The organism is Myroides injenensis M09-0166 (assembly GCF_000246945.1).
Taxonomy (GTDB): Bacteria; Bacteroidota; Bacteroidia; order Flavobacteriales; family Flavobacteriaceae; genus Flavobacterium; species Flavobacterium injenense.
In genome coordinates, this window is record NZ_BAEX01000043.1 from 1 (window position 1) to 18001 (window position 18001).

Here is an 18001-nt window from a genome sequence, read left to right on the forward strand (position 1 = left end):
ATTGTTTATTACTGTTAACATATCAATATATTAACGTATGTTCGTTTGATATAATAAAGGAGGATAGGTGATTATTTATTCAACAAAATAACATACAACGACTTTTTATAAATATTGTATATTAGTTAGTTATGTTTTTGAAAGAGCTACAGTTTTCCCACTAAATCAGTAGTATGACACTAAACGGAGATACATTATATATTATATTAATTTTGAAGAAAATACGTTATTTCCCTTTTTAAGAAAATATAAAATTGCCTTATGAAAAAGTTTTTATTTTTGTCGATGATTGCTTTAACACTTACTGCAGCGGGTGCCTATTACTATGAAAGTACTTTTGCTACTTGTACAGGAGCATCTAATTGTAAAGCATGTAAAAACTGTAAGTATTGCAAGCATTGTGCTGTTAATGGTAAAAGTTGTGGTGTGTGTCGCTAATGTTTTGACTACTTAATTCATATTAAATCCTATATAATCACTTTATAACTAGGAAATTCTCTTTATTTTAAACATTAACACCCCTCTATTATTACCTTCTGCATCTTGTTGTATTTCTATAGTTGGGTTGGCATCAAGCAATTGATATTCTCCTTGATAGGTATATACACTAGGTTTGAATACTTCAAAATAATATAATTTACTTTTGTCTTTTATCGCATCTGCAAGGCGCTTATTTGCTCCTTTTAGCTCCTGATTTCCTTTTTTACCTACACCTGCATGAAAAACAACATCACCTTCTCTTCTATCTTTGGCAGGTGCAATATTCTGTTTGCCAGCTAGACTACTTACTAACACCAAATGATTCTCTTTTTTCACATAACGAATACCTCCTTCTGTACTACATTTAAAAGCGTTCATTATATCCCTATTAGAATATTCTTTACCGATTACAAAATCCTTTATTTCCATAGTTACACATTTAATTATCAACCTATTAAAATTAACTATTTAACAAATAATCTCCTAATATAAAAAAAACGTATAAGCACTAGTTTTACGTTTTATATTTATCTTACTTCGATAAAAGTTATCTATGGCAACTCAGGCTTTTCCACCAGCATGGGTTCTGAACTTAAAGCTTCTAAAAAAGCTATAATAGCTGCTTGCTCCTCTTTGGTTAATTCTAATCGCTTTATAAGTGGTGATGTAACAGGAAACATTGGATCATCTTTAAACTCCTCCCTTCTATATGGTACATTCATTCCCGCATTATACATGCCCATTAAACTTTGAATATTAGGAAATATTCCCATGTGAAACCATGGACCAGTATTCATCACATTGCGCAATCCTGGTGTTTTCATCTTTCCAACATCTCTAGGGTCTTTAGTTACATTATACCTTCCCAAATCTTCTCGTTTTCTCTTATAGAAAGTAAAACCTTGGTTATGATATTGTAAATCCGTAAAATATGGTCCATTATGACAATTTATACATCGTGCTTTTGTGCGAAATAAATGCAGTCCTAAGACCTGCTGATCGCTTAATTGCTTATAATCACCTAGTACAAACTTATCAAAAGATGTAGGATTCGAAACTATTGTTCGTTGAAAAGCAGCAATAGCATCTAAGATATGTTCTTTGGTTATCTCTTTTGTACCAAATGCCTTTTTGAAATACTTATGATATCCTTTTATAACACTAATCTTTTGAGGCAAAGATTCTATATCTTGAAACATTTCTACGTGATTCTCTATTGACATAGTTTGTTGTTCTTGTAAGCTATTTGCTCTACCGTCCCAAAAGAGTTCATTTTGTATCCATACATTTTCAATACTTGGCGTATTACGAGTACCTACTAAACCTTCGTGTCCTATCGCTAATGTTTCTTTATCAGCCCAATGTTCTTTATCAATATGACAAGTTGCACAAGCTATTTTATTGGACGAAGACAATCTTGGATCATAAAATAACATCTTTCCTAATTCCACTAAAGGCTTATCATTTTTACTAATTTTTGGACCTTCTAATAATGCTCCTAATTCTTTAAAAACAGCAGTACTATCTAATGTAGCAGAAGGCCAAAAAGCAGTATCTTGTTCATAGGCATGTCTCAAATCTGCTATTGATTCATATCCAGATACTTTCTCATTAAATTCTTTAAAGTTTAAGAAAATAATCAAAATGATACTTCCTATAATTCCAAAACCTCTTCCTTTCATTATAAATACATATTCACTGAAGCTGTTAGTGTATTTCTACTTTGGCTATCCGCTCCAAAATGTTGATACCCCAAAGAAAAATATAAGTAATACTTATTAATTAATGCTTTGGTACCATATCCTATTTCTCCTCTTAATCCAAAAACATTTTGACTATTATAATTAAAATCTGGCAAAATAACTTGTTTAGTAAAATTAGTTTCTTGCGTAGGTTCTAGATCTTTATTATTTGTCATTTTCATGCGATACATTGGCATAAGTGACATTCGATAAAAACCATTATTTTGGTGATAAATAGCATTAATATGCACACTGCTAAGTAATCCCTGATATTTTAATTTATTTCCTACTGCAAAATCTTTTCGCTCTGTCGATTCTAGTTGTTCTGTTAATCCAAATTCCATATCGACATCTTTCCAAAGAGAAAGATAGGAAGCTTGAAATAATCCTGTAAACAAAGAATGATTTGCTTCATAATTAATTCCTTCTACAGTTCGTTTATTTTGTCCTTGGTAATTATAGTATTCAAGACCAAATTGATAATTATTTTTTTCTGTTGCTTTATAGGTAACTAACGATTTAAAAGAAATTTGATCATTATTATATTTATTATAAACACTAAAAGCTTCAGAAGCTTTATTTAATTCGGCATTTTCGCGATAATCTTTTTTATCTGCATATAATAAAACCTCTAGTTGTTCTGCCGAATACTGATAAGCAATGTTAAATCGATTCTCATGACCATCTCGCTCTAACTTTCTATTATTACTACTCAATACAATATCTCCATAGCCAAGACTTACATTGACAAAACGATCAGGATATTTATTTCCAGCCATTATCTCGCTATTTTTAAACATCATTTCGTTCATATCTTCTGATGTACGTCCCATTGCATATCCTATTCCTATTAAATGTTTATTTAAACGATAAGTCAAATCCCATTTATATCGAATAAAGTAATTCGTAATATCTGGTCGAGGATCGCGATTACCTGTAGTCCAATTGTAATCGAAATCTATACCAAATCCACCATATAATTTGTTTCGAACAATTTCATAGCTAAACATTGTTGTAGCAAAATACTGTTGATTTTGAATATTATTCGGGAAATTTGCATAATAATAAAAAGGTTGAAATTCATCTTTTTTACCACTTCTCAAATCATTAGCTAAACCATCTTCATGGCGTATACCAAAGGTAAAACGACCATATGCTTTAAATCGATCAATATCGGTGAATCCCTCGACATCAAATTGATATAAGCGCTGCTCTTCTGCTTGTTGACTTTTTCTAAAATCTCCTGAAGTTTTTTGATATTCCAGTTGGAGTTTACCATATTCTTCTGTTTGTCCTACCAAGAAAGTCATTTGTTGTGGAACAAATAACCTTTTATTCTTTTGGTATTGCCATAGGTCTAAACGCTCAGCATTTGACTGAGCATTTATTCCTTGACACATTAGAACTAAGATAAACAATACACTTTTTTTCATTGTTTAATTTGTAAATGAATCTTCTCCTTTTGATGATACAGGTTTGTCTATTACTACAAAATCTTCTGTAGAATTATTTGTATCCTGAAGTACTCTACGACCATTATTTAATTTATATTTTGTCTTGCGCAATAAAGCTTGGCTAGAATAAGTACCATTTGGAACAAAAGTATTTCCACTGTCTACTGATTCTGGAACTTTACGAGGAGCTACCCTATTATCTTTAGCATTTCTAATTTGAACTCCATCCACAATGAACTTGTTAGGAATACGCACACACATATTACTATCGTTTGATTTTGGGGTTTTTACTTTAGGATAAGTTAGAACATTTTCTTCTTTAGGTAACTGTACTAAAACAATACCGTCATCAGTAGCAAAGCGCAAACCTAAATCTCCTCTTTGTAGATTTAAAACTTCTAATTTTCCAATTCCTACTGTATATAAATTATATCGATACTGTGTTTTAGTTATATCAATATCAAATTCTTTCTTTAAATAATCTAAAACATATGCGTCAAAATCAGCATTACTTAAATCAATAGTTTTATTTGGATCTACTAATTTTGTAGCATCGGTTGTGATATATGTTTTTGTATGATCTATAGCTGTACCAGCAATTATAATACTTTTTCCTGCTTCTACTGGATATTGTGTTCCATTACCAGGTATTCTAAATAAGTTACTTGCATATACATAATCATTATTTAAATTCCCTTCTCCTGTGTTTCCTTCAGATTTTGACCAATCATATTGTTTTGAAGGTAATAAATAAGGCCCATCTTCATTATATGATCTATAACTAGAGTTATGTAATAATCCTAACATTAGACCATCTGCATAAAGTGTCTCTGAGCTATTGTTATAAATTTCTATAAATTGATCTCTATAAGCTGCTCCATCAGTCAAACTTGAACCTGCATAGTAAATTTGTTTTAACACAAAACCTCCTACTACAGTTTTATTCATTTTCATTGCAATTTTCACCTCTGCTGCTGCATCAATTTTTATTTCATCAATATTTGCAGTTAAAGTAATAATGTCATCTTCAGCTTTATCTTCTAAACTCTTAGTATCATCAATTAATTTATTGTAAACTTCTTTAGTTAAACTTTGTCTTGCAATAGCACTATAACTTCCTTGTCGTAGTTTTACTATTGCTGTCCCTTGATTATCTAAAGTTATTGTATTCTTATTTCCATTTAACTTATTAGTAAGTTCAATTGTTGTTCCCTCAAACGGAATAGGCAAGTCAGTTTGTCCTTCTATTAAAGAAGCAATAAAACGAGTTTCTATTGTATTTGCATACTCTGAATTACTATCATCATTGCTACAGCTTACAATTAGCAAACTGCATATTAGCATGGTTAAAATTAAAATTCTGTTTTTCATTAGGTTTCTAAAATTTAATGGATATCGATCCTGTTATACTAAAAGGTGAACTATATTTTATTCGTGAAACGGAGCCATCTGATAGCTTTCGTTCTTTATTTATCTGAATATTTAAAAAGTTATATGTGTTTATTCCTATTCGAATATTCTTTCTTATCTCTTTAGCTGCATTGAGGTTAATAATAAAAAAAGTAGGTTGTTCGTAATTATTATTAGCACTCGAGATGGCACGTTTAATATCATCTGCAATCGGCTTAATAATAGGCTGCATATTGATATCTAAGTACTCATTGGCATAAGTCTGTTCTTTATTTAATCCCTTTCTGAACCAAAATACATCACTAGACAATGTTACAATAAAACCAATCTTAGGAATATGGTAAGTAGCTCTAAACTTACTCATTAAAGACAATGATCGCATTTTTGTAGGATTAAATACAGTGTAATACAAATCATACTTATTTCTATATTCTTCATCAGTTACTTCATCAATAGTAGGATTAGTATCATAATATTCACTATAAGCTAAAGTAGTTGACATTCCTAAATACAAGTTCAAGGGTTGAATCTTTTGGGTAGAGAGATTCCAATCTACTCCATACGACTTAGAACGCACACTATTGGTCATGGTGCGGATAAAATAGTTGGTATAAGTTTTGTAATTCCCAGTTGGCTCATATTCTATTGGTTTTCCTTTTTCAAGTTCCCCTATTACTCTATATTCTGGTACATCTATTGGTACAAAATAACGCTTTGTACCAAAACCATCTTTATTATCTTTAAAGTGAGCAGTTATACTATTGTTTAAGAACTTTCCTGTATGAGTAAAACTTATTTCTAACTGACTTGACTTAGATGGTTTTAAATGATTATTATTCGTTTCTAATTTTTGTGTCTTAACTAAATACAAACTATTATTTATATTAGAATCATCAAAAAACTGTAATATTGGAAAATCTAAATAAATCGGTGCAGGATAACGGTGAGCCAGAGAAGGTGCTTTAGTAGAAATACCATAACCAATACTTAATCGACTAGAGGGAGTTATTTGATAAGCCATATTTAGACGAGGCTGATAACTAACTTTATTATTTTGTACGTCTAAACGAATACCAATATTTCCATCTACTGGTTGATTAAATAAATACCATCTAAAATTATCCATTAAATAAGCTCCAAAATTCGCTACTGCTTCATTTTGTCTAAAATTATACGGTCTTTCATTTTGTGCTGCATTCTGAAACCATCGGGGACTATTTGCATTATAAATAGTTCCCCTCCCTAAATTATCATGGTAATTAATAGAACCTCCATAACTAATTTTATGCTCAAATCGATTTCCTATTTCATCCGTTGAAATATTTATATTTGCACTTAAACTTAATGGTCTTCCTTCTATTTCTTCAATTGCTATATAACGACCATCAATGTACTTCCCTTCATAAACACCTGTTGTATCTTTATTTGCTATAGGAAAAGGACCTTTATTTATCAGTGTTTGATTATAAGTATTACTTATTCCGTAAGATCCACTAAGATTAATATCCAAACTTTTAATCAGTCGAGTGTTTACTTTTATATTAGTTCTATTTGAAACCCTAAAAAAATCATCAGATGCTTTTAATTTTCTTAGGTATGAGTCGTCTGGATCTTGTCTTACATTATCTAAACGTCGACTATAAGTAAAACTCAATGTGTTCTTTACAGCAGAACCAAAATTTTTAGTCCAAATAATACCTTGATTTATTCGATTATACTCTTGAACCTTATCACGAGGATCACTATTACTTTTAGAGTAATTCATTGATAAATTCAGAGCTCCCCATTTACCCGGTAGAGCAAAACCTTTAGATAAACTGTAAGAAGTAGCTCCTCTATTAATATTTGTAGAAAACTGATAATCGGTACGACCTGCTTGGCGATTAATAATAATAGCTCCATCGGTTAACTCGCCATATTTTGCTGAGGCAACACCTTGAACAACCTCAACACTTTCAATATTCTCAACAGGTATTTCTCTTAAATCAATTCCTTGATAGGTAAGCTCTTTAATATTATACTGAGAAACACCATTTGAAGCACCATCTAAACCAAACTGTGACAAACTACGGGTCTGCATATTAGCATCATTTGTCAAGTTTACATCATCCATAATAATAGCCACTCCAAAAGAATTATTCATTTGCTGAACAGTTCCACCTACATTACTATCAAATGTCCCTCTTAAATTAATAGTTTGAGCAGCATCTATATTTGGTCGAACAGTTGCGTGGCCTGGCAAATTATTTAATACGTCTTTTAAACTAAAGGCTTGTGCTTCCATTATTGCCTCTTTGTCTATTACAATAGCGGTATTAGAACCTGATTGTGCTCGTGTAGTAGGAGATACAATATTTATTTCATCTAAAGTTATTGAGAGATCTAAAAGTACAAACTTCCCTTTATACCCCTTGAAATGACTAAAATCCTCAATTCGAATAGAACGTTTATTTGCATAACTAATGGTGATTGGAATGAAATCTTTTCGAATAGAAAAACTAAAAGCTCCCTTTTCATCTGTATAATACACTTCTCCATTATCCAGTACAATACTTGCAAAGTGTAAAGGAGCTCCTTTTGTGTCTAAAACATTACCAGATAGAACTTGATTTGATTGTCCATTCGCTACAAATGATGCACACATAAAAAAGCATACACAAAATGACTGTATTGCAATTTTAAGTCTATTAAATATAGAGTTCATTATTTTTATTAAGTTTAAATAAGCGAGTGCAAATATATGAAATATACTCACTTGACAAAACATTACACTCAGACAGGAATGCTTAAAATAGCTATTATACAGATAAACAGCTTATTAAAATTCTTTAACTCTTATTACTATTTAATAATGTTTTAACAAAGATTTTATTTAAAATAACTCTAAATAAACCAGTATTATTTAGAATAACTTTAATTAAAGGATTAAATAATAAAAAATAAATAAAAAGTATTTCAAACAATAAAATAGTAGAAAATGTAAAAATACAAAGCAAGTTAACACTATTAAAAGAGCGAATAAGAAGTAATTTTATTCTATAAAAAGATCTGAAGTTAATTATAATTCGACATCCCTATTTTCTATTAGTAAAACACTTTCATCTTTGAAAATCATAAAAAATACTTCCTTTATTATCCACTTAATTATATCATTACTAAAAAAGATTATAACTACTTACTTCTAGTATAAATAATGAACTAAAATGACTCTTATTTACCTTTTATAGTACAACTATTTTCATTAAAACCCCAGCATTTACAATACTTACAAAGCATTTCAAAAGGTTATATAGGTATTTTGTTTGGGGAGTGTTCGAGAAATGTTCGAATCAGCACTGTAAAAATCAGGATATATCCGAACAATACTGCAACAATACCCGAACAACACTCGGATTAATTCCGAATTAGATTTCAAAAAAATTAAAAAAAAGGGGATGTTAAATTGACTTATTTACAGTCAATTTAAGATAAAAACACGAACTTTGATTTGTGTACTTTTAGTTAAAAATTCCAGTTAGAACACTGATTAACTATACAAATATATAAAATTTTGCAAAATATATAATAGCCTATTTATCATAAATAAGGATAGTAATAAACATTACATAATATTTGTACTACAATAATTAATAACAATGGAACTATTAATTGAAGCGAATGAATAATAGTAATAAATCTGTTCTTTTATAAAATTTTTCAAGAATTATTAGCTTTATTTTCATTAATTTAGACTTTATGGAAAAACAATACGACCTAAATAAACGCACGCTGATTCTTAAAGTTAAACCAGCACCTATATTTATACGATTCTTACTCTTCCTATTAGCAGTATTAGGGTTTATCTTGCCATTAACAGGTATTATTGCAAGTTTTTTTATAGTTAGCAGAGCAATAACTGTTGGGCATCTGATGATTTTTCTAGCATTACTTTTTGTTAGTTTATTTATTTTCCGCCTTGCTTTGTGGAATACAAAAGGAAAAGAAGAATTTTACTTTGGAGAACATCAAATAGAGTATCAACCTGATTATGGTTGGTTTAAAGATAAACGCAAAAAATATGTAGTTACGAACAATAAAGTATCATTTGAAATCAAACCTATCGGCTATGAAAGTGATCGAAAAGGAGTACTAATTATGCAATCTGCTAATAAAATAATTGGCAGTGCCGTAAAACTACCTATTGATGACTTAGGAGCAATTATAGCCAAATTAAAACCTCTTTATAACTAGGTAATTTTGACTTTTATAAAAAAGGGTTGAATGATAATATTATCATCCAACCCTTTTTTATTTATGAGATCTGCTTACTATTAATTAATGACTATGACCTCCACCTCCTTCATTCTTAACCAAGTGACTTTGCAAATAATAAGCTCCCTTTAATACAATATTGTCGCCAATCTCTATTGGCTGTAATAATGTAACTTCTGTAAAGCCTAGCTCTTTTACACCCGATTTTACTTCAATACGCTGAAAATGATAGTGCTCCTCAACTTCATTATCATTATCATCTTTTTCTAAAACAAAGATAAACTCTCGTCCATCTGCTTTTATAATAGCATCATTAGGAAGTGCTTCTACCTCATGCTGACCAATGTGGATTAAAGCATTAACATACAAGCCAGGAATTAGATTTTCGGGTACTTTGTCAATATTTGCATGTGCTACTACCGTTTTTGTACCAGGTTCAAAAGCTTTTCCTATACTAAATATCGTTGCTGTTACCTCTGTTTTATTAATATTTGTCAAAGTAAAAGATACCTTTTGTCCGATTGCAATATTAGGTAAGTCTTTTTCATAAACCATTAAATCTAAATGTATTTTAGAGTTATCTACTATTGAAAGCAAGGATTGTCCTGAAGACATATTGGATCCTATCTTTACCCCTATATTAGAAATATTACCAGATATAGGTGCTATGATTCGCAGTGTTCTGCTCTGCACATTAGGATTTACATTTAATAGGTTCAACTGATTACTCAATGAGGTAAAACGAGATTTTTCAATTGTTAAATCAGATTTTATCTTTTGATAAGTCTTTTCTGAATTGACATTCTCCGCTCTTAACGTTTGTTGTCTTTTATATTCTAATTCTAAATATTCTAAATTGCTTTTAGATACTAAATACTCTTCTTGAAGCTTAATAAACTCAGGACTTTCTGCAGTAGCTAATAATTGTCCTTTACTAACTCTATCCCCAACATTAACATAAATCTGAGTAATACTACCACTGACAAAAGAAGTAACATCAGCTTGATTCTGAGGTGGTAATTCAGTTTGTCCATTTACCTTAATTACATCTGTCAAATTCTTTTTGGACAAACCTCCTAATTCTACATTTGCTGCTTTATACTGTGCAGCATTTAATTCTACTTCTTTATTAGTATTTTCATCAATTTGCTTTTCATTATTTTCATTAGTATGATCATGTCCACTATGATCTTCTTCTTTTCCTTTACAACTAAATAACAATGCCGTTATCAATAGCGCAAATATTATAATATTTTTTTTCATCTCTAATTATTTACTGGTTAACAAGGTAATGCAGCGTATTATGACTTAAATTGTATTGAAGTACTGCATCTAAATAGTTTAATTGAATAGTTAATGCCGTTTCTACCGACTGAATATATTCTACATAAGAAATATCTCCATTGTTATACGATTTATTAGCATGATCTTTAATAATAGAAGCATTCTTTAAAGCATTTCCTTGATAATAATCAATTACGTTCTCTTGTGCTTTTATAATATCTAATTGTTGATCAATACTCTCGACTAACTGCTTGTGCAAATATTCTTTCTTAATCACTACTTGATCTACTTCATACTGCATTGCCTTAATACGTTTTTTCTGACTTCCAAAAAAAACGGGTATAGATACACCTACCGAATAACTAGAAATTCGTAAATCTTTGCCATATGTCTTACTCAATCCATTATTACCTAAGACAGTTCCAGCTTGGGACTCTACATTATACCCAAGTGTTAAATCAGGCAATAGAGAAGACTTCTCTAATGCACGAGTTGCTTCAAGGGTTTCAATCTCTTTTTCTGCAAGTAAAAGAGAAACATTATTACTTAAATCTAAAGTAGCTAATGCATTATGTTTATCATAAACTAATGCATTCTCCGCAGGTATAAAATCTTCTTCTAAATCAAGTAGTGCTTTTACCTTTGACTTTTCATTTTCAAGAAAAGTTTTGTTCTGTATTAATAATACATTTAATTCTTGTTCTTTGGCAATTGCAACATTACTTTCCATTAAAGTAGTTTCCCCTGTATCGTATCTCAATTTTGCCGACTTCGAAAACCCCTTTAATAAATCTGCTTGTTCTTCTAACAATAATTGTTTAGAAATAGCAAATAACATATTCTCCCAAGCTTGTCGAATGGTATAATCGATAACTATTTCTACTCCTTGCTGCTGTATTATACTCGTTTCATAATTTTTGTTCAATACTTGCTTTTTCTTGGCATAAGTAAAAGGGCTTATCGTTTGACTAATATTTAAACTCACATCTTTTTGATCTTTCCCATTTAAGTACCCAAACCCAGTTGTCACTTCAGTTTTTGGTAAATCAAAATTAGTCCCTCGCATCATCTCCTGACTCTTTACTTCTAAATCAGCAACTTTAATCGCTTTATTGTTATCTTTAGCTAAAACAAGTGCCTGCTCTAAAGAAATCATCCTAATTTCTTGTGCATTCACAATAGTTGATCCACCAAATAGTAATGCTAAAATTGTAATTATATTCTTTGCTTTTCTCCCCATACCAATTCCTTTTTCTTCATAATAATATATAATAGGTAGTACTACTAGAGTAAGTATGGTGGCTGTTATAAGTCCGCCAATTACTACAGTAGCTAATGGCTTTTGTACTTCAGCCCCGGCACTTGTGCTAATTGCCATCGGTAAAAAACCTAAAGAAGCAACTGCTGCTGTTAACAATACAGGACGCAAGCGTACTTTTGTTCCTTCTATTATTCGTTCGTACAATCCTAAACCTTCTTCTTTTAAGTGGTTAAACTGTCCTATGAGCACTATACCATTTAATACTGCAACACCAAATAAAGCAATAAACCCAACTCCTGCTGAGATGCTAAAAGGCATATCTCTAAGCCATAAAGCTGCTACTCCTCCTATTGCAGATAAAGGGATAGCTGTAAAAATCATTAATGATTGTTTGACAGATTTAAAAGTGAAATACAACAAAATAAATATTAATGATAAAGCAATAGGTACTGCTATCATTAAGCGATTAGTCGCTTCTACTAAATTTTCAAATTGACCACCATAAGTAATATAATATCCATCTGGTAATTGTAACTTTTGATCTAATCGAGCTTGAATATCATTTACTACACTTTTTACATCTCGCCCTCTAACATTAAATCCTAATACAATTCTTCTCTTTCCATCTTCACGACTTATCTGCATAGGACCATCTTCATAATCTATATCAGCAACTTGTTCTAGCGGTATTTGATTACCATTAGCAAGAGGAATAAACATTGCCTTTAAATTATCAATATTTTGACGATGCTCTTCATCCATGCGTACTACTAAGTCAAAACGCTTCTCTCCCTCATAAACAAAGCCAGCATTCTCTCCTGCAAAACTCGTACGGATAATCTGACTAATCTCTCCAATTTTAAGTCCATATAATGCCAACTTATCCTTGTCATAGCGTATTGATATTTGTGGGAGTCCCGTTACACGCTCAAGTTTAATACTAGATACTCCATTAATATCATTAATATATTCACTAATATCATCTCCTATACTAGCTAAACGATCTAAATCCTCTCCAAACACCTTAATTGCGACATCACTTCTCACTCCTGTCATTAACTCATTAAAACGCATTTGTATAGGTTGCGAAAACTCAGTTGTTACACCAGGAATTTCATCTAGTGCAGCTTCCATTTTATCGATAAGCTCTTCCTTCGTTTTGGCTGAAGTCCATTGCTTCTTATCTTTTAAGATAATAATCATATCAGCTGCTTCCATAGGCATTGGATCTGTAGGTATTTCAGCACTTCCTATTTTTGAGATGACCATCTTTACCTCTGGAAATCGCTCCATTAATAACTGTTCTGCCTTGGTTGTGGTTTCTATCTCTTGAGAAAGTGAACTTCCTGATGAAATAATAATATGGGTGGCTAAATCCCCCTCATCCAAGGTAGGAATAAACTCACCTCCTAATTTATTGAACACCATAATTGCAATAGCAAAAAGACTAAATGCTATTAATAATACCAATCTCTTAATTCTAAAAGCGCCTTCTAAAACAGGTTTATACCAACTGTATAGTTTATCAATTAATCGATCACTTAAATTGGGCTTTGTTTTACCAGCTTGCTTGCTTAAAAATAAAGAAGAAATCATCGGCACATAAGTCAGTGAAAGTATAAAAGCACCTAGAATAGCAAAAGAAACTGTCATAGCCATTGGACCAAACATTTTACCTTCGATACCAGTTAATGCTAAAATTGGTAAATAAACAATAAGAATTATTATTTCACCAAAAGAAGCACTAGTTCTAATTTTAGAAGCTGCTCCAAATACTTCTTCATCCATCTCTTGCTGACTAAGCAATCTATTTTTACTACTATGAAGCCTGTGAACAATAGCTTCTACTATAATCACTGCACCATCTACAATAAGCCCAAAGTCTATTGCTCCCAAACTCATCAAATTACCTGAGACTCCGAAAAGCTTCATCATTGAAATAGCAAAAAGTAATGATAATGGAATAACTGAAGCAACGATGAGTCCTGCTCTCCAATTTCCTAATAATAATACCAATACAAAAACAACAATTAAAGCACCTTCTATTAAATTAGTTTGTATCGTACTTACCGTTTTATCGATTAGTTTAGTGCGGTCAATAAATGACTCAATAACAACGCCTTCTGGCAATGACTTTTCTATCTGAGCTATTCGTTGTTTTACAGCTTTAACCACCTCTTGAGTGTTGGCGTCTTTAAGCATCATCACCATTCCACTTACCTCTTCTCCTTTTCCATCTTTTGTAACTGCACCATAACGAATACCACTACCTATACGAACATCTGCAACATCTCTAATAAGTATTGGAGTACCATTAATATTCTTCACTACAATACGCTCAATATCTTCAAGGCTATTGACCATACCGACACTTCTAATAAAATAAGCATAAGGTTTCTTATCAATATAAGCTCCTCCTGTATTCTCATTATTAGCCTCTAGTGCTTCAAATATTTCAAGAATAGAAACATTCATACTCTTTAAACGATCTGGCTGCACAGCGATTTCGTATTGCTTTAGCTGACCTCCAAGAGTATTGACCTCAGCCACTCCCTCTACACCTATTAATTGCGGTATAATATACCAATCTTGTATCGTACGAAGATCCATACTATTGTATTTTTCTTCATAACCTTCTTTTGGATAAACAACATATTGATAAATTTCCCCCAATCCCGTACTTACAGGAGATAACTCAGGCGTTCCCACTTTTTGAGGAATAATTTCCTCTGTACTTTTAAGTTTTTCTGAAATTTGATTTCTAGCCCAATAAATATCTGTATCTTCTGTAAAAACGACTGTTACAACACTTAATCCGAATCTGCTTATTGATCGCAATTCTACAATATTTGGAATTGGTTTTACCGCTTGCTCAATAGGATAAGTGATGAATTGCTCTACTTCTTGCGTGGCTAGTGTAGGCGAACTAGTAATAATTTGTACCTGATTATTCGTAATATCAGGCTGAGTATCCATTGGAAGTTTCTTTAAAGAATAGCTCCCCACCCCAATAAGGGCAAGTACAAATATTCCTATAATAAACTTATTTCGGATACTAAACTGAATGATTTTGTCTAGCATTTTTATAGTTTTTATAAATAAAACATACCAACAATTCAATAACTATTAATTGTTGATTATTAACTGATTTACTTAAACTATTTTAGGGGGTTGCCAAATGCTATATACTATACTCTTGTATAAGCTTTCATACTGTGATGGAAGCTTTTCTAAATGTTGAATTTCAATAAAAAGAGGAATACTTAAAGTGTAAGCGATTGTTATCGAAGCAGCACAACAAGTACAACTACACAAAGGAGAACAATGATCCATAAAATCATTATCCATATCTTCTTGTACGACAGAAGAATGGTCTACAGTATTTTCAAGTGAATAATCAATGTATTTATCTGCACAAGGATATGCCGCTACAAATAAAATAAGTAACGAAAAGATAAAATACACTATACCTCTGTAGATTGCCATGATGCTAAATTACTATAAAAAAACATTCATGCTTTAAAAATTATAATTTTATGCAATAAATGCAATAGAATTGCAAAATTTAGCAAAGATGTAGCAATAATCAAATATACTTTTCAAAGCAATAACACTAAAGAGTTAAACAGAAAAAGTATTTTAACATATTTTAGTATTTTTCTATTACTAAAATAGGTAATTTAGTAGATAACTAAAATATATAATATTATGAGTACACAAATTAAATCCAATATTAAAACGATAAACCCAACTACTGGGAAAGAAGAAAAAGTGTTTGAAGTAATGACGCCAGACCAAATTAATAATATTTTGGAAGTAGCTGATAAGACCTTCAATACTTGGAAAAAAACTACAATTGCTGAGAGAGCAACAATCATACACAAAGTAGCAAAAGCTTTTCGCGATAGAAAAGAAGAATTAGGAAAATTAGTTACTTTGGAAATGGGGAAATTATTAGTGGAGAGTATTGGAGAAGTAATGCTATGTGCTGATATTTTTGACTATTATGCAGACAATGCAGCCGAACTATTAGCTGATGAAAAAATTGATACCCCCTTTGGAGAAGCTTTTATCAGTAAAGAACCACTAGGAGTAATCTTAAGTATCCAACCTTGGAACTTCCCTTTCTATCAAATCACTCGCTCTGCTGCACCGAACTTAATGGCAGGAAACACCATGGTATTAAAACATGCTTCTAATATACCACAATGTGCACAAATCATGGAAGATATCTTTATCGAGTGCGGTTTACCAAAAGGAGTATATACTAACTTATTTGTTCCTGGGGCATCAGTAGATACTATTATAGCAGATAATAGAGTAAAAGGTGTAGCGTTTACAGGTAGTGAGCCAGCAGGATCTAGTGTAGCTGCTGCTGCTGGTAAGCACATTAAAAAAACAACGCTTGAGTTAGGAGGAAGTGATCCTTTCATCGTTCTTGATGATGCAGATGTAAACAAAGCAGTTCGCGGAGCTGTAGAGGGTCGTTTATGGAATGCTGGTCAAGTATGTGTGTCACCAAAAAGAATGATTGTAGACAAAAAACTTGCTGATCAATTTATTGCAGGAGTTACAGAGGCAGTTAAAAAAGTAAAAGTAGGAGATCCATTAAACCCAGAAACACAATTAGCACCATTAAGTAGTGAAAAAGCGAGAGAAGATGTACTAAAACAAGTAGCAAAAGCTGTAGAACAAGGTGCTACTTTAGTATATGGTGGTAAAAAATTAGATAGAGATGGATGGTTTATGGAACCAACAATCCTTACTAATATTAAAAAAGGTATGGATGCCTATTCAGAAGAAATATTTGGCCCTGTCTTTATGATTTATGTAGTGGAGAATGAACAAGAAGCTATTAAATTGGCAAATGATACTGAGTTTGGTTTAGGTGGAAGTGTATTTACTGAAAACAAAAATCGTGGTATAGAAGTTGCTCGACAAGTAGTAACTGGAATGGTATATATAAACCATGTTACAGGTATCGCTCCACAATTACCATTTGGTGGAACTAAAAAATCTGGATATGGTCGTGAACAAGCTAAGTACGGTATCCATGAGTTTGTAAATGAAAAACTTATCCGAGTTACAGATATAAACAATGCCTACTAGTTAGGAAAGCGATGGTCGAAAAATTAGCTTATTGTTTTATTTAGAAAAAGGGGCTTCTCACTTTTACAGTGGGAGCCTTTTTTTGTTTAATTGTACCCCAACACAAAGACACATTCCACATTTTGTAGTTACTCTCTACATTGATCTATATCTTCCGATGCCTTGCATGCGATTAAAAGCATAAGTAATTAATAGCAACTGTAAAAAAGAATAGTCATCCCATACAGTCAGGCTTTCTTACTAAAAATTAAAAGCAACATAATTACTCCCCCACTCTAATAATAAAAACCAGAAAAGTACGAGGTAAATAGCACCTTAGTCTACAGATATCTATACAAAGGAGAAGATGTTTACAAACCACAACTCCATATATCTAATGTCTTATCTTATGATTGATATCATACTATTTTAGAGGTAAATCTACTATTAAAACACTATTATAAAACACTCTTTTTATCTACCTTGTAAAGGCTAAACAATTAATAACTAGTAATTTTTAAAATCCACAAAACATGCTAATTATTTATTTCTCCAATACAGATATTACCAAACAAGTAGTCGAAGATATTCAAGAATATACACAAGCTACAGCAATACGACTTATTCCAAATATTCCATACCCTACAGACTTTGATACAGCGAAAGAAATTGTAGTACAACAAAACTTAAATAATGTATTACCTAAGTACACGCCTATATCAATTGATTTAAGTAAACAAGACATTATACTGCTTGCCTATCCAGTATGGGACAAACATCTTCCACCAGTTATGCGCACTTTTTTAACTAATCACAATCTTACCGACAAAGTTATTCTTCCTGTAAATACTCACTTAGGTTTTGGAACTGGTTTTAGCATAGATGACTTAAAAAACCTAGCACCGACTGCTACTGTAAAAGAACCTTTATCTATTGCCAATAGCGATATGATTAGTGCAAAACAAGTAATAAAAGATTGGTTATCTCAACTAGCAAAAGTAGAATTACATTCTTAATTAATAAAAGTCATG

The 18001-nt window shown here is 31.4% G+C and carries 12 protein-coding genes; 4 read left to right on the forward strand and 8 right to left on the reverse strand.

From position 1 onward, the window contains the following. Positions 1 to 261 precede the first annotated feature (261 nt). Positions 262 to 438 carry a hypothetical protein gene (locus RH98_RS15755; protein ID WP_158427121.1) on the forward strand — a complete coding sequence of 59 codons (177 nt, stop codon included), beginning with the start codon at positions 262 to 264 and terminating at the stop codon, positions 436 to 438. A 48-nt stretch (positions 439 to 486) separates the two neighbouring features. On the opposite strand, the gene RH98_RS08435 is transcribed toward RH98_RS15755, so the two are convergent. The 5 genes from RH98_RS08435 to RH98_RS08455 all read right to left on the reverse strand — a co-directional run bounded on the left by RH98_RS08435 (position 487) and on the right by RH98_RS08455 (position 7790). Further along, on the reverse strand, positions 487 to 909 hold the full coding sequence (locus RH98_RS08435; RefSeq protein ID WP_010252984.1) for an SRA domain-containing endonuclease: 423 nt from the start codon (positions 907 to 909) through the stop codon (positions 487 to 489). A gap of 122 nt (positions 910 to 1031) precedes the next feature. Continuing rightward, the gene (locus tag RH98_RS08440; RefSeq protein ID WP_010252985.1) at positions 1032 to 2162 is read right to left on the reverse strand and encodes a cytochrome-c peroxidase; all 1131 of its coding nucleotides are present in this window, start codon (positions 2160 to 2162) and stop codon (positions 1032 to 1034) included. After that, entirely contained in the window at positions 2162 to 3655 is a 1494-nt protein-coding gene (locus RH98_RS08445; protein WP_010252986.1) for a DUF6850 family outer membrane beta-barrel protein, read from the reverse strand. Before RH98_RS08445 ends, RH98_RS08440 begins: the two co-directional genes overlap by 1 nt. Positions 3656 to 3658: 3 nt before the next feature. Next, positions 3659 to 5047: a DUF4876 domain-containing protein gene (locus RH98_RS08450; protein ID WP_026038817.1), complete on the reverse strand. Its 1389-nt coding sequence runs from the start codon at positions 5045 to 5047 to the stop codon at positions 3659 to 3661. A 7-nt stretch (positions 5048 to 5054) separates the two neighbouring features. Further along, complete coding sequence (locus RH98_RS08455; protein ID WP_010252988.1) at positions 5055 to 7790, reverse strand: TonB-dependent receptor; 2736 nt, start codon at positions 7788 to 7790, stop codon at positions 5055 to 5057. Between the two features lie 1031 nt (positions 7791 to 8821). Between RH98_RS08455 and RH98_RS08460 the strand changes: the two genes are divergently transcribed. After that, entirely contained in the window at positions 8822 to 9316 is a 495-nt protein-coding gene (locus RH98_RS08460; protein WP_010252989.1) for a hypothetical protein, read from the forward strand. A gap of 84 nt (positions 9317 to 9400) precedes the next feature. On the opposite strand, the gene RH98_RS08465 is transcribed toward RH98_RS08460, so the two are convergent. The 3 genes from RH98_RS08465 to RH98_RS08475 form a co-directional block, all read right to left on the reverse strand. Then, the gene (locus RH98_RS08465) at positions 9401 to 10600 is read right to left on the reverse strand and encodes an efflux RND transporter periplasmic adaptor subunit (RefSeq protein WP_010252990.1); all 1200 of its coding nucleotides are present in this window, start codon (positions 10598 to 10600) and stop codon (positions 9401 to 9403) included. 10 nt (positions 10601 to 10610) lie between these two features. After that, complete coding sequence (locus RH98_RS08470; protein WP_010252991.1) at positions 10611 to 14963, reverse strand: CusA/CzcA family heavy metal efflux RND transporter; 4353 nt, start codon at positions 14961 to 14963, stop codon at positions 10611 to 10613. A 72-nt stretch (positions 14964 to 15035) separates the two neighbouring features. Next, a complete protein-coding gene (locus tag RH98_RS08475) occupies positions 15036 to 15368 on the reverse strand; it encodes a DUF6660 family protein (RefSeq protein WP_010252993.1) in 333 nt (110 codons plus the stop codon). A gap of 222 nt (positions 15369 to 15590) precedes the next feature. Between RH98_RS08475 and RH98_RS08480 the strand changes: the two genes are divergently transcribed. After that, positions 15591 to 16991, forward strand: a complete 1401-nt coding sequence (locus tag RH98_RS08480; RefSeq protein WP_010252995.1) for an NAD-dependent succinate-semialdehyde dehydrogenase — start codon at positions 15591 to 15593, stop codon at positions 16989 to 16991. Between the two features lie 512 nt (positions 16992 to 17503). Further along, positions 17504 to 17986, forward strand: coding sequence for a flavodoxin (locus tag RH98_RS15235; RefSeq protein WP_010252996.1), 483 nt, complete (start codon positions 17504 to 17506; stop codon positions 17984 to 17986). Positions 17987 to 18001 lie beyond the last annotated feature (15 nt).

Coding starts and splice junctions, on each gene's coding strand:
- RH98_RS08445 (WP_010252986.1), bottom strand. CDS start 3,655: ATGAAAAAAAGTGTATTGTTTATCTTAGTTCTAATGTGTCAAGGAATA.
- RH98_RS15755 (WP_158427121.1), top strand. CDS start 262: ATGAAAAAGTTTTTATTTTTGTCGATGATTGCTTTAACACTTACTGCA.
- RH98_RS08440 (WP_010252985.1), bottom strand. CDS start 2,162: ATGAAAGGAAGAGGTTTTGGAATTATAGGAAGTATCATTTTGATTATT.
- RH98_RS08465 (WP_010252990.1), bottom strand. CDS start 10,600: ATGAAAAAAAATATTATAATATTTGCGCTATTGATAACGGCATTGTTA.
- RH98_RS15235 (WP_010252996.1), top strand. CDS start 17,504: ATGCTAATTATTTATTTCTCCAATACAGATATTACCAAACAAGTAGTC.
- RH98_RS08460 (WP_010252989.1), top strand. CDS start 8,822: ATGGAAAAACAATACGACCTAAATAAACGCACGCTGATTCTTAAAGTT.
- RH98_RS08475 (WP_010252993.1), bottom strand. CDS start 15,368: ATGGCAATCTACAGAGGTATAGTGTATTTTATCTTTTCGTTACTTATT.
- RH98_RS08450 (WP_026038817.1), bottom strand. CDS start 5,047: ATGAAAAACAGAATTTTAATTTTAACCATGCTAATATGCAGTTTGCTA.
- RH98_RS08455 (WP_010252988.1), bottom strand. CDS start 7,790: ATGAACTCTATATTTAATAGACTTAAAATTGCAATACAGTCATTTTGT.
- RH98_RS08480 (WP_010252995.1), top strand. CDS start 15,591: ATGAGTACACAAATTAAATCCAATATTAAAACGATAAACCCAACTACT.
- RH98_RS08435 (WP_010252984.1), bottom strand. CDS start 909: ATGGAAATAAAGGATTTTGTAATCGGTAAAGAATATTCTAATAGGGAT.
- RH98_RS08470 (WP_010252991.1), bottom strand. CDS start 14,963: ATGCTAGACAAAATCATTCAGTTTAGTATCCGAAATAAGTTTATTATA.